Genomic DNA, 23,449 nt, shown 5'->3' on the forward strand with positions numbered 1-23,449 from the left:
TCAGGCGGGCCCGCGCAGCGCGCTCAGCACCGCGTCGAACATGACCGACTTGATCGCGGTGATGGTGGGCTGGTCCTTGCCGCCCGCGGGGGCCACCGCCGCCACCGCGGCGTCGAACACCGCGTCCTCGGCGACCGCCGCGTCGACGAGGTCGGCCGCGGCCGCCTCGGTCCCGCCGAACCGCTTACCGGTGGTCATCGCCAGCACCGCGGTGCGCGGGGGCACCTTGGACTGGATGAGCGCGGCCATGCCGTTGGTGAACGGGATCCGGATGTCGGCCTCGGGGAAGCAGAAGAACCCACGGTCGGCGCGCATCACCCGGTAGTCGTGGGCGATGGCGAGCATGGCGCCCGCGCCGAAGGCGTGCCCGCCGATGGCGGCCGCGGTGGGCATGGGCAGGGTCAGCACGCGCCCGAACAGGGCATGCACCTGCTCGACGTACCAGCCGGCGCGGTCGCCGTTGGCCGAGAGCCAGTCCAGGTCGAGGCCGTTGGAGAAGAACTTGCCGCCCGCGCGGGTGATCAGGCCGTGCGCCTGCTGCTCGACGGCGGCGTCGAGGTGGGCGTGCACCTCGGCGAGGAACTCGGGGGAGAAGCGGTTCTCGGTGTCGCCGAGGTCGAGCACGGCGATCTTGTCGTGGAAGGAGAGGGTGGGCATGGGTCGGTTTCCTTTCGGCGTGGCTATCGGGGGCCGGATTCGAGGACCGCGCGCACGGCGGCGCGCAGATGACGGCGGGCCAGGGGATCGGTGAGCCGGTCGCGGCGCAGCAGCAGCGCGGTGGGCAGATCGACCAGGCAGGTGGTGATGGTGGCGACCCCGCGCCGGTCCCCGCGCCCCCACAGGGCGCGCGCGACCCGGATCATGGCGTCCACCAACGCCTTCTCGGTGCCGGCGATCTCGGCGGCGGTGGACTCGCTCAGCTCGCCGTCGAGCAGGATCCGGCGGTCGAGGACCAGCAGCAGCCGCGCGGAGGCGGGGTGGGTGCCCGCGAAGCGCGCGGGGGTCTCGGCGGCGTCGACGACGGCCTCGAAGGCGGTGGCGCGGTCGGCGGCGGCCACGGCGCGGTCCAGGGGCTCGGCCTGGGCGGCGAGGAAGCGGTGCGCGGCCCGTAACCAGGTGCGGGCCAGCAGTTCCGGGCGCGAGCCGAAGCTGTGGTAGAGCGCCCCGTTGGACATGCCGGTGGCCGCGGCGACGGCGCGCACGGTGACCGCGGCCGGGCCCGCAGTGACGGCGAGTTCCTCGGCCGCGTCCAGGGCCGCTTCGGGGTCGTGGGTGCGGGGGCGTGGCATGCGCCGATCGTAACAGAGCGTCCGCTCTGAAATAAGGGGGTGCGGGCGGCGCCGCCGGGTGCTGTCCGATTTCCTTCCGCCGCTTGAGGATTCGCGGGCACCTGTCGGACGGCCGACCTACCGTAGATTTCGTTACGGTGGCAAAGGTCTTCGCTGCCATGCGGTACTGTTCGCATCCGCCCCGCCCGCCCCACACAGAACGGCCTGCGATGTCCCGAGTCGTCACCAAGGAGCAGTACTTCGACACCGCGCTGACGGTCGTCGCCGAATTCGGCTTCAGAGGACTCAACATCGGGATGCTGTGCCGCCGCCTCGGCGTCACCAGCGGCTCCTTCTACCACCACTTCGGCAGCTGGCAGGGCTTCGTCGACGCGCTCCTCGACGACTGGGAGAACCGCCAGATGATCCAGCTGCGCGCCCTCGACGTCGGCACCGCCGACCCCGAACACGACGTGCGCGCCCTGTCCGAACTCGCCCGCGCCCTACCGCACGGCGCCGAGGCCGCGCTGCGCGCCTGGGCCGCCAACGACCCCACCGTCGGCGCCACCCTCACCCGCGTCGACGACTCCCGCAGGCGCACCCTGCGCCGCGTCATCGGCGGCGTCGTCCGCGACCAGACCGCCGCGGGCACCGTCACCGACCTCGGCATGGCCGTGCTCATCGGCTATCAGCAGATGGCCGCCGCGGGCACCGAGACCGAACTGCGCCAGCTGCTGGCCCAATTCGCCCGCCTGCTCGACTCCTACCGCGACCCCGCTCAGTCCAGCAGCTCGTCCACATAGCACCACCGCCACAACTCCCCGGGCTCCACACTGCGCATCACCGGATGCCCGCTGTCGTGGAAATGCGCCGTCGCGTGATTGCCCACCGAGGACTCACAGCATCCGATGTGCCCACAACCCAGGCACATCCGCAGATGCACCCACGTCAGCCCCTGCGCCACACACGCCGCGCACACCGCGTCACCGGGCACCCCCGGCAGCAACGGCGCCGCCGCCAGATGCTCACACACCTCCGCCGCGCCCCGCCCACTCAACGTCTGCGCCGGATCGGCCGTGTCGTCGTCGTCGAACCGATCGATCATCGACTCCTCGAGATCCAGCCGCGCCAGCACATGCTGCAACACCTCGTAGTCCGCCCCGCCCGCGTCCCGCACCGCCAGCACCGCCGACCGCTCCGCCGCCAGCATCGCCAGCCGCAACCGCCGATACTCCGCCGTCGGCGTCGCCACCTCGTTCTCCGGCCTGCCCAACCGCTCCCACGCCGCGTTCGTCCGCCACACCAGCCGCTGCCGCAACGACTCGACCACCGCGGGCGGCGTATGCGGCCCGATGCCACGCTCGAGCTCGGCCAGCCCCGCCGACGACGCCCGCTGCAACAGATCCGCCTTCGCCAGCGCGTCCTCCCCACGACTCGGCCCGCGCACCCCCAGCCTGCGCACCAGCCACGGCAGCGAAGACCCCTGCAACAGCAGCGTGCCGCCCACCACCACCAGCGCGAGCAACTCCAGCACCGGCAGCTGCGGCGTCGACTCCGGCAGCAGCAACACCGCCGCCAACGTCACCACACCCCGCATCCCCGCCCACGACACGATCGCCGGATACGACAGCGGCGCCGCCTCCCGCCGCAACACCCGCAGCAGACCCGCCCCCGCGAACACCCACACCGGCCGCGCCAGCACCACCGTCACCAGCACCGCCGCCGCCGTCGCCAGCAACAGCGTGTGATCCAGACCCGAATGCCAGGCGCCCTCCACGATCCAGCGCACCTGCAACCCGATCACCAGGAACACCGTCGACTCGAGCAGGAACGAGATCGTGCGCCAATTCGTGCGCTCGGCGATCCGCGACGCCGCCCCCTGCCAGCGATGCGCGCCGTGACCCAGGATCATCCCGCACGTCACCACCGCGATCACCCCCGACGCGTGGATCTCCTCGGCGGGCAGATACGCCACGAACGGCGCCAGCAGCGACACCGAGGTGTCCAGCACCGGATCGGTGATCCGCCGCCGCAGCAACACCAGCACCCCCGCCACCGCCGCGCCGACCAGCGCCCCACCACCGGCCGCCAACACGAAATCCCCACCGACCTCCCACACCGTCACCGCACCCGCCGACGCCGCGATCGCCGACCGCAACGCCACCAGCGCCGTCGCGTCGTTGAACAACGACTCGTCCTCGAGCACCGTCACGATCCGCCGCGGCATCCCGATCCGCCGCGCCACCGCCGTCGCCGCCACCGCGTCCGGGGGAGCCACCACCGCCCCCAACGCCACCGCCGCCGCGAACGGCACCGGCAGCAACCACCACACCACCAGCGCCACCGCCAGCGTCGAGAACAACACCAGGCCCACCGACAACCACACGATGGTGCCCAGATTCGCCCGGAAATCCACCAGCGAGGTCCGCAACGCCGCGGTGTAGAGCAGCGGCGGCAACAACCCCAGCAACACCACCTCGGCCTCCAGATGCACCTGCGGCACCACCGACACATACGAGGCCGCCACCCCCGCCAGCGTCAGCACCGCGGGCTCGGACACCCCGAACCGGCGCGCCAGCGCCGCCAGCGCCGTCGCCGCCGCCACCAGGACAACCAGACCGATCGCTATCTCCACGACCGGCATTGTCCCATCAGCGGATCACCCGCTCCCCGCCTCGCCGAGATGCCCGGTCTCACCCCACACCCGCAACCGCAACCGCCGCCCGTCACGGCGCCACTGCGACACCGACGCCGTCGGCACCGGCTCCAGCGTGTCGGGCACCACCGCGCCCAACCCCTCGAGCACATACCGCACCGCGAGCACCACCGCGTCATGGGTCACCAGCAGCACCTGCTCACCCGGCGCCACCGCGTCCAGCTCGGTCAGGAAACCCCGCACCCGCACCGCCACGTCGGCCAGCGACTCACCCCCCGGCGGCCGATACGCCCAGTTGCCGACCTGCTCACGCCGCGCCGCCTCCTCCGGGGCACGCCGCCGGATCGCCCGATGCGGATGCATCTCGAACACCCCCATCTCCCGATCCCGCAACCGCTCGTCGACCAGCGTGCGGATCGGGCGCGGATGCCGGATCCGCCGCGCTGCGGCCTGCGCCATGATCGCCCACGTCAACCGCGTCCGCAGATACGGCGAGCACACCACCAGATCCGGGCGCTGCACACTGCCCAGCCCGGCCAGCCACTCACCCAGCGCCCGCGCCTGCCGATGCCCCAGCTCGCTCAGCTCCGCCGACGCGTCGGTACCGCGCATCGGTCGCAGATTCGTCGCCGGATCGGCGTACCAGACATTGGCCACGCTCTGCCCGTGCCGCACCGCCCACAACCCACCCAGATGCCACGGCACCGACAACCCCTCCGGCACCTGCACCCACCCCCGGTCGTGGACCACCTCGTCCGGCACCTCGGCCCCCTCACGCTCACACCCGCGGAATACCGATCGACCCGCCGGCGTTTCACACACCGGCCATCGAACACCCCGCGATGACCCTGCCATTGTGACCGAGGAGACCCGTGCCGACCACCGTCGAGATCTGGACCGACATCAACTGCCCGTTCTGCTACCTCGGCAAGGGCCGCTTCGACCGCGCCCTCGCCGACTTCGCCGACCGTGACGACATCCGCGTCGTGCACCGCTCCTTCGAACTCGACCCCGGCCTGCCCGCCGACACCACCGGCCCCGTCATCCCGCGCATCGCCGCCAAATACGGCACCAGCGAAGCCCAGATCGCCGCCCACGAACGCGGCCTCGGCGCCCAGGCCGCCGAACTCGGCCTGCCCTACCAGGTCACCGGCCGCGACTACGGCAACAGCTTCGACATGCACCGGCTGCTGCACCTGGCCCTCGAACTCGGCATCCAGGAACAACTCCTCGACGCCCTCTACGCCGCCAACTTCGCCGAACCCGAACCCGCCTTCGGCGACCCCGAACGCCTCGCCGCCGTCGCGATCTCCGCCGGCCTGCCCGAAGACCGCGTCCGCGCCGTCCTGGCCGACCCCGACGCCTACGCCGACGCCGTCCGCGCCGACGAACGCGCCGCCGCCGAGATCGGCGTCACCGGCGTCCCGTTCTTCCTCTTCGGCGGCAAATACGCCGTCTCCGGCGCCCAACCCACCGAGGTCTTCACCCGTGCCCTGACCATGGCACACGACGAGAACCGCGGCCCGGTCCTGCTCGCCGACGCCGACACCTGCGGCCCCGACGGCTGCGCGCTGCCCACCCCCACCGACAGCGACGCCGCGGCGGCCCACTGACCACCGCGGCGCCCACCCGCCCTACAGATCGACGACGACCTTGATATCGCCGTGGTCACCCGGCTCGAACGCCTCGAGCGCCCGCTCCAACGGCAACCGCCGGGTGATCAACCGCGACAGCCAGCTCTCGTCCGCCGCCGCCAGCGCCTGCGCCGCCAGCTGATAATGCCCCAGATTGGCGTTCACCGACCCGAACACCAACCCGTTGTCCAGCACCAGGTTCCGGTTCAGCTCACCGATGTCGACCCCGGTGTCCTTCCCCGGTGAGGACACCCCCGTCAGACAGATCAACACCCCCGGGTTGTTCACCTCCATCAGCTGCGCCACCACCGCCGTCGCCCCCGTCGCCTCGATCACCACATCCGGCGCGATCCGCTCGGCCAGCTCCGCCGCCCCGCCGGTGTGATAACTCGCCCCCAGATCCGCCACCAGACCCGGCTTCGGCCCGTCGGTCGCCCGATCCAGCACATGCACGTCCATCCCGCGCTGCGCGCCCAGCAGCGCCGCCAGCAGACCGATCGGCCCCGCCCCGGTCACCAGCAGCGTCTTCGGATCGAACCACGCCCGCCGATTGATCCGCTCGATCTGATCCCACGCCTTGGCCACCACCGTCGTCGGCTCCATCAACACACCCACCCGGCCCAGCGACGGATCCAGCTTCACCGCGAAATCCTGCTTCACCACCCACGACGAGGACCCGAACCCGTCGACCTCCTTGATCCCGCGCTCCACATAGCGGCCGTTGCGGCACATGTCCCACTCGCCGCGCGCACACGCCCCACACGGCACCGGATCCGGCCGCCGCACGATCCCCACCACCAGATCACCCTCGGCGAAACCACTCCCGGACGGCGCCGCCTTCACCCGGCCCAGCGACTCGTGCCCGAGCACCAACCGCTCCCGCCCCGGCGGCGCCCACCCGTAGAGCCCACCGGCGATCTCCCGATCCGTCCCACAGATCCCCAGGGAGACACCCTCGACCAGCAGCTCGTCCGCCGCGGGCACCGGATCCGGCACCTCGGTCACCGCCACCGAACCGGCCTGCATCGGAACAACTGTCAACGCGCGCACGGGAAACCCCTTTCGCCCGGAGGCTGCTTCACGAACCTTGCGACCCAGCTCCTGCGAAGCTACTCCACCCCCGGCCGCATCCGGCCGCACCGCACCGCGTCAGGCCTTGGCCACATCCACGATCCGGAACGACCCCGGCGCCACCTCCCGCGTGGTGATCCGCTGCGCGATCTTCTCCACCGGCTCGTCCGGGAACTGCTGATGCAGGCTCACATTCCACACCCCCGGCGACAACGGCGTGATGTACACGCAGTACCGCGTCCCCGGCGGCGTGTCCTGGATCCCCGCCGCGATCGCCGACTCCGACCCGATCCGCGCGTCCTCGGTCGCGTAACTGCGCGCCTTGCTCGCATCCCGGCGCACGTAATAGGCGAACTCGAACCCCAGAATCGTGTTCTGGGCGCTGCTGGTGTCCCCGTCCAGCGCGCCCACGGTCAGCGACGGCGTCCGCACCGTGTCACAGTCCGCCGTCGCATACCCCGGCCGCGGCGCCTTCGACGTCGGCGTGGCGGGCACCATCCGCGGGGTCGACGACGCCGCGGCCGCGGGAGCGGGCGCCGGATCCCCACCCAGCACGAACACGTTCACCGCCAACACCACCACCGCGACCGCCACACACGCCCCCACCACGCCCACCATCGCCGCGCCACCGAAACGCCGCTGATCGACCCGGCCGTCGTCGAAATCCCGGCGCGCCCGCCGGCCACGCACCACCGGCCCACCGCCACCGAAATCCTTCAGCGGCGGCAACACCGGCCGATCCTCGTCGGCGACCGCCTCGAACTCCCGCGCGGCCTGCCGCGCCCGCAGATCCCGCGCCCACGCGTCCCAGTCCCCGTGGAAACCCGGGGCACCCGGCGCGTCCGGCGGCGGCAGGTCCTCCGGCTCCAACGGGGTCCAGTACTCCGGGTCCTCGCCGATCGCCGGATCCCGCTCCGGCCTGCGCCGCCGCCTGCGCCCGCCCCGCGGCTGCTCCTCCTCGGGCGTCACATAGGCGGGCAGATCGAGATCGAACGGATTGTCCTCGCTCACGAACCGTCCCCGTCCGGGATCACCCCGGCCTGTCCACGCTTGGGATCGGTCGAGGGCACCGACGGCTTGTGCTCGGACTCGGTCGGCTTGTTCACCGGGGGAGTCACCACCCCACCCTGCATCGGCGCCTGCTGGAACGGCGCCTGCGACGGGGCGGGGGAGGGGGTCGTCGTCTGTCCCGTCGCCGGCGCCTGGGTGACCTTCGGCTCCGCCCGCGAGGTGCCCTCCCCGCCGGAGGCGGGCGCCTCCGGCTTCGCCGCCGCGCCACCGCTGCCCCCCGAGGTCCCGTTCCCCAGGCCCGCGAACAGATCGCTGCGGCTACCCGACGTCCCCGCACCAGCGGGGGAGCTCGTCCCCGACGTGCCGGTGCCGGTGCCCGTGGTCCCCGACTCGCCGGTCAGCGCCTGCTGCACCGTCGAATCCGCCTTGTCGGCCACGGTGTCGATCGCGCTCGTCGCCACCTCGGCACCCTTGTCGAACCCGTGCTCGATGACCCCCGCGATCGACTCGATCAGCGACGACCCGATCGACACCCCCGCGTCGAGCGCCTTCTCGCCCAGCGACACCCCCGCCTCGAGCGCCGCGTACTGCAACAGCACCTGCGCGCGCAGATTCGGATCGTCGGGCAGCTCGGTCGAACTCAGCAGGCTGCTCAGCGACGACCCGGTGCCCGTCGACGTGCCGCCGGTGCCCAGATTCGTCGTGCCGCTGGTCAGCACATTCGAATTCGTGCCGTACGTACCGTTGGTCGACAGCGTGCCGGTCCCGCCCTGGAACCCGCTCGGCACCGTCACCCCCGTGCCGTTGGTGCCACCGTTGTCACCCAGCGCCGAGAGCTTGCGCGTGTGATCGTCCATCTCCGTCGACGCCGTCGAGGCCACCGACACCGCCTCGCGGATCGCGTCCGCCGCCAGATCGATGATCTTGGCCGTGTCCGCGCTCGTGGTCGCCTTGGACGCCAGCTGATTCGCCTCCTTGCGGAAGTCGACGATGATCTGATCCACCTTCGCCGCCGCCGTCGACTGCGTGGTGTGCGCCGCGGTCAGCAAGCCCGTGAACTGCTTGCCCTTGTCCGCGGCCGCCGCCACCTCGGTGTTGGTGACCCGCAGCGACGGCGTCGCCACCGCCGCCGTCCCCGTCGACTCCAGCTCGTACAGACCCGAACGCTGCGGATTCTCCGTCGCCGCCACCGAGGTGTCGGCCGAGGACAGCGCCGCGAGCAGCTCCGCGTCCGGCCCGCCCTGCCCGGTCCCCAGCGACGCCCTGACCTGCTCGAGCGGCACCGCCAGCCGATCGATCATCGGCGCGAACCGCTCCTGCATGGACGGCGCGGTCGCGGTGGTCACCACCGTGGTGTTCGCGCGCATCAGGCCACCTCGTCCATCGGCTCGATCGCGGCCAGCGCGGCGGCGACATCGGCGTCGATCCCGGTGATCTCGGTGCCGTAATCACCCAGGACCTTGCTGTAGGCCGCGACCAGCTCACCGGCCGTGGTCAGCGTCGTGGCGTGATCGCCGACCACGCGCGCCCACGTCTGCGCGAACTCGCGGCCGAGGACCCCGAGTCCCGACAGATCCGCCTGCGCCGCGGCCGTGACATCGGTGGCCGCCGTCCCCAGCAGCTCGGTCACCTGTCCCGCGGCCGCACGGTACGCGGCGATCGCGTCGGCTTCGAAAGACCATTCACTCATCGGGCGAATCCCCCTCAGTCCACGGTTACGTCGGGCCCGCCGGCGCCGGTGACGGGGTCCCCAGTGAAGAAAAGCGTACTTGTGGTCGATGACTTACGGGTGAGTCCCGGGCAGAGATGGTGTGCCACCACGGAATTCCGGATGGAATCATCCCCGCCCGGCGGCTCGTTCCGTCACGTGCACGCGGTCCGGTGCACGGTGACGCTGGCCGACTCCGCCTGCGCCAGGTCCAGATCGGTGACCGCCGCGGCCACCGCCGCCGAATCGTCGGGCCCCGCCATGCACGCCGTCATCCGGTACCGGCCCGAGAGCAGGCCACGGAAACTCGCGGTTCCGTCCGGCCCGGTCACCACCCGGCGCCGCACCGGATCGCCGCAGACGTCCACCCCCGTCAACGTCACCGGCGTATCCGCGACTCCTACGCCACCGTCGTGATCCACCAGCAGGGCGTCGATCCGCCCCTCGGCCGCGCGCTGCGGAAGCGCGTACTGCCCACACCCCGAACCCGGCGGCGCGGGAAGCGCGACCGCCACCCCCGCGACCCCGCACACCGGGAAAAACATTGCGAAACCGAATGCGACACAGCGTGAAACAACGGCTCGTGGCATCGTCGCCGACATCCTCCTGCTCGGAACAGCTGCGGAATGGTGGTGCCCCCGCCCGAGCCGAGAGAGTACAGCTCGCGCGGCACCCCGCCACACCGGGTCCCGAGACTTCGCGGGAGGCTAGGGGACCGGCGCCTGCAATCCCGGATACCAATCCGAATCCAGCACTTTCGCGAACACCGCCGCGTCGCGTATCCCGAATTCCACGCGGCACGGGAAAACCGCGGGCAAACCGGCCGCGATCAAGGCGTAGTGCGCGTCGAGGATTTCCGTCGCCCACGCCTCGAGTTCGGCGGGCAAACGATACGACCGGCCGCTGCTGTCACACACGCACGCATACGAATCCTCGCCGGCGAGCGCCAGCGGATTGCGCAGACGGACCCCGTCGATATCCAGCACCAGGCCCGTGTCCTGCGCGGATGTGACGGTCGGCAGTTCGATATCGATGTCGTTCATGCCGTCACGGTAAACCGGACGACCGTATGTCACCGTGACGAATCGCCGTTGCGCTACCGGATCGTGCGTTCACATCCGCATTTCTCCGGATTGTTTCCGGGAAGCCGTCGACGCCGTCGTGAGCGCGACCCGGCAGGTCTGCCGAACGGCCGCCGGCCGACCGTTTCCCGACGTTTCGGCACCCGGCCCGGTATTCGGCGGTCACATCGCGCGGAAACCGCGCCACCCGGGTGCGATTCGGCGAATTCCCGGCGGTCGATTTATCCAGGTCGATTCGTCACTGTGACGTTTCTATGGGTGTGGGGAAGTGGAGGGGGAGTAGGCAACCGGTTCCGAGATCCGGGCGGCCGTGGCGAAAGAGGGTCCGGCGGGCGGATTTCCGGCGATCGCGAAATGTCATGAATTGCCGGGCCGGCGATCCGGCGGGCTTCGTGCCACGGAATCGTGAAACGCGTGTCGCGACGCATCGGGTATTCGCGCGGGAAACCGGCCGCCGAGGGATTCGGCGGAGGCGGGCGGGTCGCGGGGCGAACGCCCGCCGGAGACGACGACGCGTGCGGACGAAAACGCCGAAACCCACGCAGGAACCCCTTCCGCCTCAACGCCGATAATGCACATTATGTCAAGTAATGGAGATGGGGCCTTCCCCTGTGAGGTGCGCACGGTTCGTGGGCCGCAGACGAATCCGTCAGGACGCGAGCTTGGTGAGGATGTCGCGCAACGCGTCCCGCTCCGCGTCGGTGAGGCGCCCGAAGTAGTCCTCGGCGTCCTTGGTCCTGGCTTCGGTCAGGTCGCTCAGCGTGCGTTCCCCGCGCGGGGTCACCGTCACCAGGATCGCGCGGCGGTCCGTCGGGTCGGGTGCGCGGGTCACCAGTCCCCCGTCCTCGAGCGCGTCGACCACCTCGGTGGCCGAGCGCGGGCTGATGCGCAGGGCCTCGGCGATGGCGGACAGGCGCAGTCCGTCGTGCTCGCCGGCGACGCGCAGGGCGCGGGCCTGGTGCGGGGTCAGTCCCATCGGTGCGTACGCGGCCGCCCAGCGCCGTCGGAGCGTCCTGGCCACCTGCATGAGGAGGTCGCTCTCGTTGTCGGGCATAGATCCGCCTCTCGATGTGTTTACCCAACCAGATAGTGAGGTAGCCTCAGCATAACGCACATCCCGAGGGGGTTGCATGACCGAACGTGAGACCTATCGTGGCGGCCGTACCCGCCGCCGAGACCCCGCCGACCGCGCCCAGTTGCGCGAGTCCCCCGTATCCCCGCGCCGCGTCGCCGCGCTCTTCGCGCCCTACCGGCGCCGACTCGTCCTGCTCGTCGTCCTGATCGTGGCGGCGTCCACGATCACCCTGGCCTCCCCCTTCCTGCTCCGCCTGGTGATCGACGAGGCCCTGCCCCACCACGACGTCGCACTCCTGCTGTGGGCGGTGGGCGGCATGCTCGCGGTCACCGTGCTCACCGCGGTGCTCGGCGTCGGGCAGACCCTCATCTCCACCACGGTCGGCCAGCAGGTCATGCACGCGCTGCGCACCGACGTGTTCCGGCATCTGCAACGCCAATCGCTGGACTTCTTCACCCGCACCCGCGGCGGCGAGGTCCAGTCGCGGCTGATCAACGACGTCGGCGGCATGCAGTCGGTGGTGACCGGCACCGCGACCTCCATCGCCGCCAACGCCACGACCGTGGTCGGCACCGCCGTCGCGATGGCGGTGCTGTCGTGGCGGCTGTCGCTGCTGTCCCTGCTGGTACTCCCCCCGGCGATCTGGCTCACCCGGCGGGTGGCGCTGCTGCGCCGCGACATCACCGCCCAGCGTCAGCGTCACCTGGCCGACCTGCACGGCCAGGTCGAGGAGGGCCTCTCGGTCAGCGGCGTGCACCTCGGCAAGACGCTGGGTACCGGTCCCCTGACCTCGGCCCGCTTCGAGCGGACCTCGCGCGACCTGGTCGGCCTCGAGGTGCGCTCCCAGCTCGCGGGCCGCTGGCGCATGGCCACCATGAACATCACCTTCGCCGCGATCCCGGCCGTCCTGTATCTCGCGGCCGGGCTGCCCGCCACGGGCCGGGGCATGACGATCGGCACCCTGGTCGCGTTCACCACGCTGCAGGCCGGGCTCTTCCGCCCGCTGACCGCGCTGCTCAACGTCGGCGTCGAGGTGACGAGTTCGATGGCGCTGTTCAGCCGGATCTTCGGCTACCTCGACCTGCCCGTGCAGATCGACGAGCCCGCGGCGCCGGTCGACCTCGATCCGCGCGACGTGGTCGGCCTTGTCCGCTTCGACGACGTCTGTTTCCGCTACGACAGCGACGGCCCGGACGTGCTCGCCGACGTCTCGCTGACGGTCCCGCCGGGGTCGACACTGGCCCTGGTCGGCGAGACCGGTTCGGGCAAGACCACCCTGGCCTCGCTGGTCGCGCGGCTGCACGACGCGACCGCCGGCCGGGTGACCATCGACGGCGTCGACGTGCGTGATCTGGAACTGGGCATCCTGGCGCGGATCGTCGGGGTGGTGTCGCAGGAGTCCTACCTGCTGCACACCACCATCCGGGAGAACCTGCGCTACGCGGCGCCGGAGGCCACCGACGCCGAGATCGAGCGCGCGGCCCGGGCCGCGCAGATCCACGACCTGATCGTGTCCCTGCCGCTGGGCTACGACACGGTGGTCGGGTCGCGTGGTCACCGGTTCTCCGGTGGGGAGAAGCAGCGCATCGCCCTGGCGCGCACGCTGCTGCGCGATCCGCGCGTGCTGGTGCTGGACGAGGCGACGAGCGCGCTGGACACCGAGACCGAGCGCGCGGTGCAGGCCGCGATCGACGTGGTCGCCCGGGGCCGGACGGTCATCACCATCGCGCACCGGCTGAGCACCGTCCGCGATGCGGATCAGATCGCCGTGCTGGATCACGGCCGGGTCGTGGAACTCGGCGATCACGAGACGCTGCTGGCCGAGGGTGGCCGGTACGCGCGGTTGCACGGCGACCTGGTGACCGCGGCGTAGTCTCTGGAGTAGTCTTGCAGGTGTGTCGGTCAGGTGGTACTGGGCTCTTGTGCAGATGCTGGTGCAGACCGGAGTCGACCAGGACGATGTCTTCGATCTGGTCGACGCCTGGATGCGGGGCGTCCGGCAGGTGTGGTTGCGGACCGCGGTCGATCCGGCGACCGGGCTCACCTCCGTGGTGATCTGGGGCCGGACCGAGGACGGTACCCCGCTGTCGGTCTTCGCCCGGCGTCTCGGTCGCGACATCGAGGTGTACAACGCCACGTACCTGACCGCCGACCAGGTCGTGGATTTCGAGAAGTGGGAGGCGACCCGCCATGAGTGATCCGTTCGTGAACATGAGCCCCGCCGAGGTGGCGGCGATGACCGGCCGTCTCGAATTCACCGACGCGCCGGTCACGCCACCGATCGAGACGGGCCCGAACGCCGAGCCCGTCCTCATCCCCCGCTCGGTGAAGCTGACCCGCGATCTCGACCAGGCGTGTAAGCGCCGGGCCGCGAACCTGGGAATGTCCCAATCCGCCTATATCCGCTCGCTCATCGAGCGCGACGTGGCCGAGGCGGGCACCGGCGAACAGCGGCCGGCCTGGGTGCGCGAGCTGCTGTCGGTGATCGCCCAGCACGAGAACGACGAGCAGCGCCGGGCATCCTGACCTCGGTGCTGGTGTCACTGCTCACCGCGGCGTCCGGGCGGCCCCCACGTGGGTAGCATCGGAGGTGCCGACCATCCGGCACCCGGACGAGGCGCACCGTACCCGGCCAGCGACAAGACGGTGTGAACCGAGGAGGTTCACACCCATGGCCTGGATCGTGCTGATGCTGTCCGGCGTGCTGGAGGCGGTCTGGGCGACCGCGCTCGGCAGGTCCGAGGGTTTCACCAGATGGCCCGCCACTCTCCTGTTCCTGATCGCGCTCGGCGCCAGCATGGGCGGGCTGGCGTACGCGATGCGCGAGTTGCCGGTCGGCACCTCGTACGCGGTGTGGGTGGGCATCGGTGCCACGCTGACCGTCGTGTACGCGATGGCGACCGGCGCGGAGCAGGCGTCGGTGGTGAAGGCCGTCTGCATTCTCGCGATCGTAGGCGGGGTGATCGGGCTGAAACTCGCGCACTGAGTGTCGGGGTCAGGCGGCCGGTGCGGTGCGGCGCGCCAGCCGGTTCTGCAGGACGTAGCCGCCGCAGACCAGTGCCGCCCAGACGGCGCCGACGATCAGGGCGGTGCGGCCGCTGTCGGTGAAGAACAGCAGGACGACGACCAGGCCGAGCAGGGCCAGGGCCAGGACGCTGGTGACGGGTGCGCCGGGCAGGCGGTAGTCGCTGGCGGGGAGTTCGCCGCGGCGGACCTTCGCGCGGTAGGCGAAGTGGCAGACCAGGATGACGCCCCACACGAAGATGATGCCCATGGTGGAGACGGAGGTGATGTAGTTGAACGCCTTGTCCGGGGAGACGACGTTGACGACCACGCCGATGACCATCATCGCGGCGGAGACGACGATGCCCGCGTAGGGCACCTGGCGCCGGTTCAGGCCGGCCAGCGCGGCGGGGGCCTCGTCGCGCAGGGACAGGCTGCGCAGCATGCGTCCGGTGGAGTAGATGCCGGAGTTGCAGGACGACAGCGCAGCGGTGAGCAGGACGAAGTTGATCAGGCCCGCGGCGCCGGGGATGCCGATCTGGGAGAAGACCTCGACGAACGGGCTGCGGCCGCTGTGGAATTCCTTCCAGCTGACCACCGACATGATGATGATCAGGGCGCCGATGTAGAACAGGCCGATGCGCAGGGGCAGGGTGTTGATGGCTTTGCGCAGGGTGCGGCGCGGGTCGGCGGCTTCGCCCGCGGTGACGCCGACCAGTTCGACGCCGACGTAGGCGAAGACGACGATCTGCAGGGCGAGCATGGCCTGGCCGAAGCCGTGGGGGAACACTCCCCCGTCGGCCCACAGGTTGGTGACCGTGGAGTGTTCGGTGTGGCCGAAGCCGAAGGTGAGGACGCCGATGCCGATGACGATCATGGCCACGATGGCGGTGACCTTGATGGCGGAGAACCAGAATTCGCCCTCACCGAACAGGCGCACGGAGATGAGGTTGGCGGCGAAGAGCACGCCGAGGACGACCAGCGCGGTGAGCCATTCGGGGACGGCGAACCAGTATTTGACGTATTTGCCCGCGACGGTGATCTCGGCCATGCAGGTGGCGACCCAGACCGCCCAATAGGTCCAGCCGGTGGCGAATCCGGCGAAGCGGCCGAGGAATTCGTTGGCGTATTCGGCGAAGCTGCCGGAGACGGGGCGGTAGGTGAGCAGTTCGCCGAGGGCGCGCATGATGACGAAGATGGCCAGGCCCGCGGCGAGGTAGCACAGGATGAGGGCGGGTCCGGCCTGTTCGATGGCGCCGCCCGCGCCGTAGAACAGGCCGGTGCCGATCGCGCCGCCGATGGCGATCATCTGGATGGTGCGTGGGTTGAGGCCCCGCTCGTAGCCTTCTTCCTCGCCCGCCGTCGCGAGCGGCGCCACGTCGGTCGCCTCGGTCCTGCTGTCGGTCATGAGCCCGGACGCTACGCGAGCCCGCGCCGCCCGCTCAACCCGCGGGGGCGGCGGAATTCGCGTTCACTCCGGTCCCACCCGTGCCACGGCCCGGATCGGCGCGCCGTCGGCGCCGCGCAGGTGCAGCGGGAACAGCGACACCTCGATCGGCCCTCCCGCGGCCTGGGCGGCGAGCAGGGTGTCTAGGCCGGTGAGGTTCTCGGCGATGACCGCGTGCGCGCCGCACAGGATCCGGTGGGCGGGCAGGTCGGTGCTGTCGGAGGGGTCGACGCTGGGGGCGTCGATACCGACGGTGCGGATGCCGGCGTCGAGGAGGGCGCGGGCGGCGGCGGGGTCGAGGTGCGGGTGGGTGTGGTAGTCGTCGGTGCCCCAGTGGGCGGACCAGCCGGTGGCGATCAGGACGACGGTGCCGGGTGTGAGGCGGTGGCCGTCGAACAGGTCGGGGGTGAGGGCGGCGCGGGCCGCCACGGCGCGGGCGTCGACGATCGTGGCGGGCCCGGTGAAGCGGTCCAGGGGTAGCGCGTCGAGGGCGGGTAGGGCGTCGTCGAGGTGGGCGGGGGCGTCGACGTGGGTGCCGGATTGGGAGCCCAGGTGCAGGCGCAGGACGTTGACGCCGTCGGTGGCGACCCGCAGGGCGGGTTCGAGCAGGACGGGCGGGTCACCGGGGAAGACGGGCATGCCGGTGTGGACGGGCTGGGTGAGGTCGACCAGGCGCACCCGCCCGGTGGTGGTCACGGCTGCTGCGCCACGGCGCGGGTGGCGCGGCGCGCGGCGACGAGGATGGGGTCCCAGACCGGGGAGAACGGGGGTGCGTAGCCGAGGTCGAGGGCGGTCATCTGCTCGACGGTCATGCGGGTGGTGAGGGCGACCGCGGCGACGTCGATGCGTTTGGCGGCGCCGTCGCGGCCGACGATCTGCACGCCGAGCAGCCGGCCGGTGCGCCGTTCGGCGAGCATCTTGACCGTCATCGGCTGGGCGCCGGGGAAGTATCCGGCGCGGCCGGTGGATTCGATGGTGACGGCGTGGAACTGCAGTCCGGCCTCGCGGGCCTGCCGCTCCCCCAGCCCGGTGCGCGCGACCTCGAGGTCGCAGACCTTGCTGACGGCGGTGCCGACGACGCCGGGGAAGGTGGCGTAGCCGCCGCCGACGCCGGTGCCGATGATCTGGCCGTGTTTGTTGGCGTGGGTGCCGAGGGCGATGTGGCGGCGGTCGCCGGAGACCAGGTCGAGGACTTCGACGCAGTCGCCGCCTGCCCAGATGTCGTCGTGGCCGTGGACGCGCTGGGCGAGGTCGGTGAGCAGGCCGCCGTGTTCGCCGAGGGGCAGCCCGGCCTGGCGGGCGAGGCCGGTGGCGGGGGTGACGCCGATACCGAGGACGACGACGTCGGCGGGGTATTCGGCGTCGGGGGTGGTGACGGCGCGGACGCGGCCGCCGTCGCCGGCGAGCACGGCGGTGACCTCGGCGCCGCATTCGACGCGGATGCCGAGGCCGCGCATGGCGTCGGCGACGAGGGCGCCCATGTCGGGGTCGAGGGTGGACATGGGTTGTTCGCCGCGGGTGAGCACGGTGACGCGGTATCCGCGCCGGATCAGCGCTTCGGCCATTTCGACGCCGATGTAGCCTGCGCCGACGACGACGGCGTCGCGGCCGTGCGCCGCCTCGAGGGTGTCGATGAGGGCTTGGCCGTCGTCGAGGGTCTGCACCCCGTGCACTCCGGGCAGGTCGATGCCGGGCAGGGGCGGGCGGATGGGGGTGGCGCCGGTGGCGAGGACGAGTTTGTCGTAGTGCCACCAGGCGCGGGTGGCGGTGGTGTGGTCGAGGGCGAGGACGCGGCGGCCGGGGATGTCGAGTTCGACGATCTCGGTGCGGGTGCGCAGGTCGATGCCGCGGGCGCGGTGTTCGGCGGGTGTGCGGGCGATGAGGTCGTCCCGGTCGGCGACGTCGCCGCTGACCCAATAGGGAATGCCGCACGCCGAATACGAAGTGTGGTGGCCCTTCTCGAAGACCACGATCTCGAGGTCGTCGGGTCCGCGCATCCGCCGGGCCTGCGAGGCCGCCGACATCCCGGTTGCGTCCGCCCCGATGACCACCATCCGTTCGACCATGTGTTCACGGTACGGAAGCACGGTGTCCGGGCGGGGCGGCGGGCCGGGTGTCGCCCCGCCCGGTGGTGTTCCTCAGGTGGCGGCGAGGGCGGCGGCGGCTTCGTCGGGGGCGTAGGGCGCCAGGGCCGCGAACAGGCGGGCGATCCCCGCCCTGGTCGGGTCGGGCAGGCTCGCGTGGCGCAGGACGTCGAGTTCGTTGGCGATGGTCAGTACGGCGAAGTCGTGCGGGTCCGGGCCGCGCAGCGCGGTGGTGGCGCCGGTGAATCGGTCGGTGAGGAGCGGTTCGGGTGCGCCGAGGCCGGGGTAGGTGCGGTCGCGGTCGCAGGCGCCGTAGCGGTAGACGAGTTCTTCGGCGTCCTCCCCGATGACCGCGCGCAGGCGGGGCCGTTGGGTGAGGGGCAGCAGCGGGTGCGCGAATCCGTCGGTGCCGTAGGTCGCGTGGCAGAGCGCGGCGAGGCGGGTGCGGGGCGCGGCGTCCCACTCGACGGTGAGGGCGTGCACGCGGTGCAGATGTGCGGCCAGTGTTCCGCCGGGATGGTCGATCCGGTCGGCGCCGAGGGAGTGCTGCAGGGCGGTGGCGGCGCGCACGGCGGGTGCGGCGGCCAGGCGCACGGTGGCGTGGTCGGCGATGATGCGGGCCAGCTCGGCCGGGGCGTCGCGGGCGACGAGATGTCCGGCCCCGGGTACGGCGGTGACGGTGACGCGCGGATGCGTGTCCCGGAATCGGCGCACCTCGGGGTCGCCGAGCGGTGAGCGTCCGGCGCGGACGAGCACGACGGGCAGGTCCGCGGGGAGGGGTGCCGACAGGTCGGTGCCTGCGGCGAGGATGTCGTCGACGAGGTCGGCGTGGCGGTGGGTGAGCCCGTGACCGGCGAGCCAGGCGCGGACCCGTGCGGGGTCGGGGTCGGGGACGACGTCCACCAGTACCAGGCCGGCGACGCGGCGGGCGACGTCGGCGTCGGTGAGGGCGGCGAGCGCGGCGAGCCCGCCCAGGAAGGCGCCGACCACGACGATCGGTCCGTGTTCGCGGCGCACCAGCGCGCGCACGTCGGCGGCGACCGGGCGCAGGGTTGTCGCGCGGCCGGTGCTCTCGCCGTGGCCGCGCAGGTCGACGGCGACCGTGCGCAGCCCCGATCCGGTGAGTGCGGCGGCGACCGGGGCCCAGACCGATCGGTTCTCGCCGCCGGCGTGCAGCAGCAGCACGGTCGGTCCCGTGCCGGTGATCGTCGCCCGCAGGACGACCTCGCCGAGGTCGATGGTGTCCTCGCTCATCGCGGGTCACGGCCGACGCGGACGGGGGGCGGTGACCGGGGACGGGAGATGTTCGGTGGGCACGGCGGCTCCTGGGCGAAGGCCGGCGTGGGAGCGCCGGTTCCGGTGTCTGACGGGTGCGAGGTCGACACCGGTACGGCTCCGGCACCACCGGGAGGGGTCCGGCGCCTGGACGGGGTTGCCGCCTCGGCCCGTCCCCCATGATCGGCGCCGCCCGGTCGGTGGGTCAATGCGCGGATGGTCACGCGGACGCGTCGTGGTGCCGGGCAACCGCTTGGTAACGACTCGGCCCGGGGCTCGCGGAACACGGTGGCCCGGTGGACATACTCGTCGGGCGAACGGCTCGAACCGGCCTCACCCGAGCGAGGAGCCCCGATGATCCGGATGTCCTGCGACGTCGTGTGGACGGTCGCGTCGCCTCGGTGTGCGCCGACCCGCGGCCCGGCGAGAGCCCCTCGTCCCCTGTCGTCCCGATCCCGGAGGTGACCGTGCTGCACACCGATATCCCGACCCGTCGTGAGATCACCGCGCTCGCATCGACCACCGCGCCCTGGTGCGTGTCGATCTACACCCCCACCGGCGCCGACCCCGCCGAACCCGACGCGCACCGCGTCGCCTTCGGCAATCAGGTCCGCGACGCGCTCGAGCGGGTGGGTGACGGCGAGGCTCGTGCCGCGCTGTCGGAGGAGTTCGACGATCTGCTCGACGACCCCGAGTTCTGGCGGTATCAGTCGCGCACCCTGGTGGTGCTGGCCACCCCGGCGCGGGCCCGGATCTACCGGCTGCCCAACCGGTTGCCTGCCTCGACGACCGTGGCCGACCGGTTCCTGCTCACCCCGCTGCTGCGCACGGTCACCTTCCCGCAGACCGCCTACGTGCTGGCGCTGTCGGAGGGCGCGGCCCGGCTGGTCGAGGTCGCCGCCGACGGTCCCGCGGTCGACATCACCCCTGCGGATCTGCCGACCAGCGCCGCCGATCACGCGGGTAAGTCCTCCCTCGGTGACCGCGCGCCCAAGGGCCGCGTCCAGGGCTACGAGGGACGCAAGATGCGGGTGCGCCAGTACGCGCGCGCGGTCGATCAGGAGCTGCGACCGTTGCTGACCGGCCGTGACACCCCGCTGGTGCTGGCGGCGGCCGAACCGACCGACGCGCTGTTCCGGTCGGTCAACAGCTACCCCGATCTGCTCGACGAGAGCCTGCCGGGCAACCCCGAGCATCTGAGCCCCGAGGAACTCGCCGCCCACACCCGGCCTCTGCTGGATCGTCACTACGCCGCCCAGCTGGCCGAGCTGAGTGACCTGTTCGGCAAACGCGGCGCGGAGGGGCGGGCGCTGACCGATGTCGCCGATGTGGCCCGGGCCGCGACCTTCGGCATCGTCGACACCGTGTTCGTCGACATCGACGTCTCGCTGCCGGGCACGCTCGCCGACGACGACGGCGCGGTTACCTTCGGCACCGGCGACGAGGGCCCCGACGTCCTGGACGAGATCGCGCGGCGGGTGCTGCTCACCGACGGGCGGGTGCTCGCGGTCCGCGGCGCGGAGGTGCCCGGCGGCGGCCCGGTGGCCGCGATCCTGCGCTACCCGATGTAGCTGCCGGGTCGGGCGGGCACGGTGTTCACTCGGACCGGCGCCGCCGCACACCGCGCACCGGCCGACGCTGTTCGATCACGCGCCGCGACCGTGAGGACCGGTGGTTCACGGGGGTCAGGACCCGGCAGCATCGCCGGCGGGCAGGTGGGCGCCGATCTCGCGGGCGGTCGCGCGCACGGTGCCGAGGTAGCGGTCGCGTTCGGGTTTGGTGACCGCGGCGCGCAGCGGTCCGAGGAGCAGTTCGGCGACCACGGTGTTGCCGGGACCGCGCACCGGGGTCGACAGGTAGCTGACGGGCAGGGGCCGGTCGAGGTCGAGGTCGGCGGCGCGGTAGGGCTCGCCGCCGATTCCGGCCAGCAGCTGCTGTACCCGTGCGCGCAGTCTTCCCCCGGCGCGGTCGTGGTCGAGGTGCTCGACGACCTCGGCCAGCACGTCGAGCAGGGTGAGGCCGGCCGCGTCGATGCCCCACACCGCCGCCCCGCTGAGCGCGATGTCGCCCAGCAGTTCGGCGTAGCGCGCGGGGTCGGGTGCCCCGGCCAGCCACCGGTGGCGCACGTCGTCGGCGGCGGCGGCCACGATCGTGGCGGCGGCGGGGGCGATGAGCGGCAGCCGGGTCCCGGCGCGGATGCCGGCGGGTACCGGGCCGGCGGAGTCGTCGACGGCCTCGAAGCGGACCTCGTCCCCGGCGACGCGGATGAGCGCGACACCGCAACCGGCGCCGCGGGCCAGCCGCGTCAGGGCGTCGCCGACCGGGTCGGGGTCGCGGCGGTGTCGTTCGGCGAGGCGCGCGAGCCCCGGGCCGATGAGGTAGGTCAGGTCGTCGCCGCGCGAGACCCAGTGGCGTTCCCGCAGGGCCGACAGGATCGCCCCGACGGTGGAGCGGCTCAGGCGCAGCCCGTCCGCGATCTGCGCGGCGGTGCGTGGAGCGTCCGCCGCGGCGAGGAATTCGAGCACCGACACCACCCGCTGGGTGGGCGGTGACGGCTCCGGGCTCGTCTCGTCGCGGGCGGCCACGACACCTCCCCACGTCGGTCGGCGTTCCGACGCACATGCTACGAGGAAAGGCCTCGGGTCGTCAGTCGGTGCCGGGGACCACGAGCACGGGCCTGTGCCCGTGGTGGACGAGCCGCGTGGACACCGAGGCGCCGACGAGGCGCTCGACCAGCGCCGCGAGCCCGGGGCGCGGCGCGCCGATGACGATCATCGCCGCGTCGTGGTCGTCGGCGATCGCGGCCAGGATGCGGGCGGGGTCGCCGTGGGCGGTGTAGAAGCTCCAGTTGCCGGGCAGGGCGGCCAGTTCGGCGCAGGCGTGGGCGCGTTCGGCCTCGGCGCGAGCGCTGGTGCGCTGTTCCCAGTCGTCGGTGTCGGGGTCGACGGGGGTGTCGTAGGTGTCGACGACGTGCACGACGTGGAGGTGGGCGTCGAGGCGGGCGGCCAGGGCGATGGCGTGGGTGAGCGCGGCGCGGCCGCGGTGTTCGTCGTAGCCGACGACCAGGTGGGTCGTGGCCGGGGTGGGTCCGGGCGGTCCGTCGGTGCGGGACAGGCTCATCGCGGCTCTCCTCTACAGCGTCGCCAGGGCCAGACCCGCGCCCGCGGCGGCGAGGGTCAGGGCAAGGGTGCCGAGGGCGTTGACGGCGGCGGCCCGATAGCGGCCGCGCTGGATCAGGCGCACCGTCTCCGCGCTGGCGGTGCTGAAGGTGGTGTAGCCGCCGCAGAATCCGATCCCGGCCACGACCTGGAGGCTGTGCGGCGCGCCCTGGTACAGGACGAGCCCGGTCAGGAAGCCGAGCAGGAGCGAACCGGTCACGTTGATCACGACCGTGGCCCAGGGGAATTCGGTGGCCCGGCGGGTGCGGATCGCCCCGTCGACCACGAACCGGGCCAGCGCGCCCAGGCTGCCCGCGACCGACACCAGCAGCGCGGTCATGCCCGTTGCCCGTTCCCGGCGCGGACCCGCGTGCCCGCCGCGATCCCGGCGATCGTGGCCGCGAGCCCGACGGCCAGGGTGCCCGCGGCATAGCCGAGCGCGAGTGTGGGATGCCCGCCGTCGAGCAGCAGGTCGGTCTCCACGGCCAGGCTGCTGTAGGTGGTGAACGACCCGAGGACGCCGGTGCCGGCGAACAATCGCAGCCGCCGCCGGTGTCCGGTGTCGGGCCCGGAGCGGGCCAGCGCTTCCAGCAGCAGGCCGAGGGCGAAGGCGCCGATCATGTTGACCGCGAAGGTCGTCAGCGGGAAGTGCCCGCTCGTCTGCGGGAAGAGCACCCCGAGTTCGTAGCGGGCGAAGGTGCCGAGCAGGCCGCCGAGCGCGACCGCGGCCAGGGCGGCGGGGCGGGTGTGCAGTGGACCGGTCATGGACAGACTCCTTCCGTTCGGGGGAAGGAACCATCAGCCCTGCTGGGCGGTTCGGACGGCCCGTGTGACCGTCCCGGCGGAGATCCATCGCCGCGCCACACCCTACCGCACCCGCCCCGCGCGGGTCCTGTGCCGGGGCACAGCGCGTCGGCGTGGCAGGCGGCCCGGGGTACCACCGGGGCGGGGCGCCCTGTGAGATCCCCCAAACCGGT

26 protein-coding genes and 2 riboswitches are annotated in these 23,449 nt (G+C 72.1%); of the genes, 7 read left to right on the forward strand and 19 right to left on the reverse strand.

The features are described 5' to 3' along the window. A complete protein-coding gene (locus ON36_RS14215; protein ID WP_043652496.1) occupies window positions 1–657 on the reverse strand; it encodes an enoyl-CoA hydratase-related protein in 657 nt (218 codons plus the stop codon). 23 nt (window positions 658–680) lie between these two features. Further along, window positions 681–1,289 (reverse strand): TetR family transcriptional regulator, encoded by a 609-nt coding sequence (locus ON36_RS14220; protein ID WP_043652499.1) that lies wholly within the window; start codon window positions 1,287–1,289, stop codon window positions 681–683. A 209-nt stretch (window positions 1,290–1,498) separates the two neighbouring features. On the opposite strand from ON36_RS14220, the gene ON36_RS14225 reads away from it, so the two are divergent. After that, on the forward strand, window positions 1,499–2,071 hold the full coding sequence (locus tag ON36_RS14225; protein WP_043652502.1) for a TetR/AcrR family transcriptional regulator: 573 nt from the start codon (window positions 1,499–1,501) through the stop codon (window positions 2,069–2,071). Here ON36_RS14225 and ON36_RS14230 read toward each other — a convergent pair. Continuing rightward, window positions 2,047–3,912 carry a Na+/H+ antiporter gene (locus ON36_RS14230; RefSeq protein ID WP_043652503.1) on the reverse strand — a complete coding sequence of 622 codons (1,866 nt, stop codon included), beginning with the start codon at window positions 3,910–3,912 and terminating at the stop codon, window positions 2,047–2,049. The genes ON36_RS14225 and ON36_RS14230 overlap by 25 nt on opposite strands. A 15-nt stretch (window positions 3,913–3,927) precedes the next feature. Continuing rightward, window positions 3,928–4,686, reverse strand: coding sequence for a histidine phosphatase family protein (locus tag ON36_RS14235; protein ID WP_245558075.1), 759 nt, complete (start codon window positions 4,684–4,686; stop codon window positions 3,928–3,930). Window positions 4,687–4,796: 110 nt separating this feature from the next. Here ON36_RS14235 and ON36_RS14240 point away from each other — a divergent pair, with 110 nt between their 5' ends. Further along, window positions 4,797–5,537 carry a DsbA family oxidoreductase gene (locus ON36_RS14240; protein ID WP_043652505.1) on the forward strand — a complete coding sequence of 247 codons (741 nt, stop codon included), beginning with the start codon at window positions 4,797–4,799 and terminating at the stop codon, window positions 5,535–5,537. 21 nt (window positions 5,538–5,558) lie between these two features. Here ON36_RS14240 and ON36_RS14245 read toward each other — a convergent pair whose 3' ends face one another. The 7 genes from ON36_RS14245 to ON36_RS14275 all read right to left on the reverse strand — a co-directional run bounded on the left by ON36_RS14245 (window position 5,559) and on the right by ON36_RS14275 (window position 11,484). After that, window positions 5,559–6,608 carry a glucose 1-dehydrogenase gene (locus ON36_RS14245; RefSeq protein ID WP_043652507.1) on the reverse strand — a complete coding sequence of 350 codons (1,050 nt, stop codon included), beginning with the start codon at window positions 6,606–6,608 and terminating at the stop codon, window positions 5,559–5,561. A gap of 99 nt (window positions 6,609–6,707) precedes the next feature. Beyond that, window positions 6,708–7,640 (reverse strand): DUF8176 domain-containing protein, encoded by a 933-nt coding sequence (locus tag ON36_RS32730; protein ID WP_052313973.1) that lies wholly within the window; start codon window positions 7,638–7,640, stop codon window positions 6,708–6,710. Next, the gene (locus ON36_RS14255; RefSeq protein WP_043652510.1) at window positions 7,637–9,007 is read right to left on the reverse strand and encodes a hypothetical protein; all 1,371 of its coding nucleotides are present in this window, start codon (window positions 9,005–9,007) and stop codon (window positions 7,637–7,639) included. Before ON36_RS14255 ends, ON36_RS32730 begins: the two co-directional genes overlap by 4 nt. Then, a complete protein-coding gene (locus ON36_RS14260; RefSeq protein WP_043652513.1) occupies window positions 9,007–9,330 on the reverse strand; it encodes a hypothetical protein in 324 nt (107 codons plus the stop codon). Before ON36_RS14260 ends, ON36_RS14255 begins: the two co-directional genes overlap by 1 nt. 173 nt (window positions 9,331–9,503) lie before the next feature. Beyond that, entirely contained in the window at window positions 9,504–9,893 is a 390-nt protein-coding gene (locus ON36_RS14265; protein ID WP_043652515.1) for a hypothetical protein, read from the reverse strand. A 162-nt stretch (window positions 9,894–10,055) separates the two neighbouring features. Continuing rightward, complete coding sequence (locus tag ON36_RS14270) at window positions 10,056–10,391, reverse strand: hypothetical protein (RefSeq protein ID WP_043652518.1); 336 nt, start codon at window positions 10,389–10,391, stop codon at window positions 10,056–10,058. Window positions 10,392–11,079: 688 nt separating this feature from the next. After that, on the reverse strand, window positions 11,080–11,484 hold the full coding sequence (locus ON36_RS14275; RefSeq protein ID WP_043652521.1) for a MarR family winged helix-turn-helix transcriptional regulator: 405 nt from the start codon (window positions 11,482–11,484) through the stop codon (window positions 11,080–11,082). Between the two features lie 76 nt (window positions 11,485–11,560). Between ON36_RS14275 and ON36_RS14280 the strand changes: the two genes are divergently transcribed. The 4 genes from ON36_RS14280 to ON36_RS14295 all read left to right on the forward strand — a co-directional run bounded on the left by ON36_RS14280 (window position 11,561) and on the right by ON36_RS14295 (window position 14,491). After that, the gene (locus ON36_RS14280) at window positions 11,561–13,378 is read left to right on the forward strand and encodes an ABC transporter ATP-binding protein (RefSeq protein ID WP_043652524.1); all 1,818 of its coding nucleotides are present in this window, start codon (window positions 11,561–11,563) and stop codon (window positions 13,376–13,378) included. Between the two features lie 22 nt (window positions 13,379–13,400). After that, a complete protein-coding gene (locus tag ON36_RS14285; RefSeq protein ID WP_157224873.1) occupies window positions 13,401–13,703 on the forward strand; it encodes a hypothetical protein in 303 nt (100 codons plus the stop codon). After that, window positions 13,696–14,031, forward strand: coding sequence for a hypothetical protein (locus ON36_RS14290; RefSeq protein ID WP_043652529.1), 336 nt, complete (start codon window positions 13,696–13,698; stop codon window positions 14,029–14,031). Before ON36_RS14285 ends, ON36_RS14290 begins: the two co-directional genes overlap by 8 nt. A 61-nt stretch (window positions 14,032–14,092) precedes the next feature. Next, window positions 14,093–14,158, forward strand: a riboswitch (guanidine-III (ykkC-III) riboswitch). Window positions 14,159–14,176: 18 nt separating this feature from the next. Beyond that, complete coding sequence (locus ON36_RS14295) at window positions 14,177–14,491, forward strand: DMT family transporter (RefSeq protein ID WP_043652532.1); 315 nt, start codon at window positions 14,177–14,179, stop codon at window positions 14,489–14,491. A 9-nt stretch (window positions 14,492–14,500) separates the two neighbouring features. Here the strand turns inward: ON36_RS14295 and ON36_RS14300 are convergent, their stop codons facing one another. The 4 genes from ON36_RS14300 to ON36_RS14315 form a co-directional block, all read right to left on the reverse strand. Beyond that, the gene (locus ON36_RS14300) at window positions 14,501–15,916 is read right to left on the reverse strand and encodes an amino acid permease (RefSeq protein ID WP_043652533.1); all 1,416 of its coding nucleotides are present in this window, start codon (window positions 15,914–15,916) and stop codon (window positions 14,501–14,503) included. Between the two features lie 63 nt (window positions 15,917–15,979). Continuing rightward, a complete protein-coding gene (locus ON36_RS14305; protein WP_043652536.1) occupies window positions 15,980–16,651 on the reverse strand; it encodes a cyclase family protein in 672 nt (223 codons plus the stop codon). Continuing rightward, window positions 16,648–18,021, reverse strand: a complete 1,374-nt coding sequence (locus ON36_RS14310) for an FAD-dependent oxidoreductase (protein WP_043652539.1) — start codon at window positions 18,019–18,021, stop codon at window positions 16,648–16,650. Before ON36_RS14310 ends, ON36_RS14305 begins: the two co-directional genes overlap by 4 nt. Before the next feature lie 72 nt (window positions 18,022–18,093). Next, complete coding sequence (locus ON36_RS14315) at window positions 18,094–19,293, reverse strand: alpha/beta fold hydrolase (RefSeq protein ID WP_043652542.1); 1,200 nt, start codon at window positions 19,291–19,293, stop codon at window positions 18,094–18,096. Between the two features lie 401 nt (window positions 19,294–19,694). Here ON36_RS14315 and ON36_RS14320 point away from each other — a divergent pair, with 401 nt between their 5' ends. Then, window positions 19,695–20,885 carry a baeRF11 domain-containing protein gene (locus ON36_RS14320; RefSeq protein ID WP_245558076.1) on the forward strand — a complete coding sequence of 397 codons (1,191 nt, stop codon included), beginning with the start codon at window positions 19,695–19,697 and terminating at the stop codon, window positions 20,883–20,885. A 114-nt stretch (window positions 20,886–20,999) separates the two neighbouring features. On the opposite strand, the gene ON36_RS14325 is transcribed toward ON36_RS14320, so the two are convergent. The 4 genes from ON36_RS14325 to ON36_RS14340 all read right to left on the reverse strand — a co-directional run bounded on the left by ON36_RS14325 (window position 21,000) and on the right by ON36_RS14340 (window position 23,237). Continuing rightward, window positions 21,000–21,899: a helix-turn-helix domain-containing protein gene (locus tag ON36_RS14325; protein WP_043652544.1), complete on the reverse strand. Its 900-nt coding sequence runs from the start codon at window positions 21,897–21,899 to the stop codon at window positions 21,000–21,002. A 61-nt stretch (window positions 21,900–21,960) separates the two neighbouring features. Next, window positions 21,961–22,434: a universal stress protein gene (locus ON36_RS14330; RefSeq protein ID WP_052313974.1), complete on the reverse strand. Its 474-nt coding sequence runs from the start codon at window positions 22,432–22,434 to the stop codon at window positions 21,961–21,963. A gap of 12 nt (window positions 22,435–22,446) precedes the next feature. Then, entirely contained in the window at window positions 22,447–22,812 is a 366-nt protein-coding gene (gene crcB, locus ON36_RS14335) for a fluoride efflux transporter CrcB (protein ID WP_043652546.1), read from the reverse strand. Beyond that, window positions 22,809–23,237, reverse strand: a complete 429-nt coding sequence (locus ON36_RS14340; RefSeq protein ID WP_043652548.1) for a FluC/FEX family fluoride channel — start codon at window positions 23,235–23,237, stop codon at window positions 22,809–22,811. Before ON36_RS14340 ends, crcB begins: the two co-directional genes overlap by 4 nt. 17 nt (window positions 23,238–23,254) lie before the next feature. Then, window positions 23,255–23,338: riboswitch (Fluoride riboswitch) on the reverse strand. Between the last annotated feature and the right edge of the window lie 111 nt (window positions 23,339–23,449).

The organism is Nocardia thailandica NBRC 100428, from assembly GCF_000308795.1.
GTDB classification, from domain to species: domain Bacteria; phylum Actinomycetota; class Actinomycetes; order Mycobacteriales; family Mycobacteriaceae; genus Nocardia; species Nocardia thailandica.